General features: G+C 49.8%; 1 rRNA gene. It reads right to left on the bottom strand.

Annotated elements, in window-relative coordinates:
* Nucleotides 1–208: 208 nt before the first annotated feature.
* Nucleotides 209–1,523 (bottom strand): 16S ribosomal RNA (locus tag FNE76_RS08010); the annotation flags it as partial.

The raw sequence follows: 1,523 nt of genomic DNA, 5'->3' as shown, positions 1-1,523 counted from the left end.
CAACAACTCTTTTTGTCCCATAGCAAGCCTTCAAGCAAAGATAAAAGGGTGTTTTAACAAAAAATCCTACAGACTGAAGAAAAACGTAAAAAAATTCTTTTAAGGTTTTAAGTAAATCCAGGAGATTTTAAACAAACCCTTAACACCTAAGCAAGAGAGCCTTGAGCCTTGTCTCTAAGACAACGAAGTCTTAAAGGGTTTCTCTAAGAAAGGAGGTGATCCAACCGCAGGTTCACCTACGGTTACCTTGTTACGACTTCACCCCAGTCGCTGTGTGTGCCGTGGGCAGTAGCTACTTTAGCATCCTGACTTAAGGCAAACACAACTCCCATGGTGTGACGGGCGGTGAGTACAAGACCCGGGAACGTATTCACCGCAACATGGCTGATTTGCGATTACTAGCGATTCCAGCTTCATGCAGGCGAGTTGCAGCCTGCAATCCGAACTGAGAGGCGTTTTTAAGATTGGCTCAACCTCGCGGCATTGCATCTCTTTGTGCGCCCCATTGTAGCACGTGTGTAGCCCTAGGCGTAAGGGCCATGATGACTTGACGTCGTCCTCACCTTCCTCCTGCTTACGCAGGCAGTCTTCTTAGAGAGCTCAGCATGACCTGTTAGCAACTAAGAAAGAGGGTTGCGCTCGTTGCGGGACTTAACCCAACATCTCACGACACGAGCTGACGACAGCCGTGCAGCACCTGTTTTCAGGGCTTGGCAAGCCAAGCACTCCGCTATTTCTAGCAGATCCCTTCAATGTCAAGCCTAGGTAAGGTTCTTCGTGTATCTTCGAATTAAACCACATGCTCCACCGCTTGTGCGGGTCCCCGTCTATTCCTTTGAGTTTTAATCTTGCGACCGTACTCCCCAGGCGGGATGCTTAAGGCGTTAGCTGCATTACTGGGAGGACAAAGCCCCCCAACAACTAGCATCCATCGTTTAGGGCGTGGACTACCAGGGTATCTAATCCTGTTTGCTCCCCACGCTTTCGTGCAATCAGCGTCAGTATTGTTCCAGCAGGTCGCCTTCGCAATGAGTATTCCTCTTGATCTCTACGGATTTTACCCCTACACCAAGAATTCCACCTACCTCTCCCACACTCTAGGGTTGTAGTTTCAAATGCAGTTCTATGGTTAAGCCATAGGATTTCACACCTGACTTACAACCCCGCCTACGCACTCTTTACGCCCAGTGATTCCGAGTAACGCTTGCACCCTCCGTATTACCGCGGCTGCTGGCACGGAGTTAGCCGGTGCTTATTCGTCAGATACCGTCATTATCTTCTCTGACAAAAGGAGTTTACAACCCTAAGGCCTTCATCCTCCACGCGGCGTTGCTGCTTCAGGCTTGCGCCCATTGAGCAATATTCCCTACTGCTGCCTCCCGTAGGAGTCTGGACCGTGTCTCAGTTCCAGTGTGTCCGTTCACCCTCTCAGGCCGGATACCCGTCATAGCCTTGGTGAGCCTTTACCTCACCAACAAGCTGATAGGACATAGACCAATCCTTTAGCGATAAATCTTTCCCCC

Origin of the sequence: Helicobacter mehlei (assembly GCF_007280785.1) — a bacterium.
GTDB lineage: Bacteria > Campylobacterota > Campylobacteria > Campylobacterales > Helicobacteraceae > Helicobacter > Helicobacter mehlei.
Note: the sequence above shows the minus strand (reverse complement) of the source record. Positions and strands in the feature narration are given on the sequence as shown.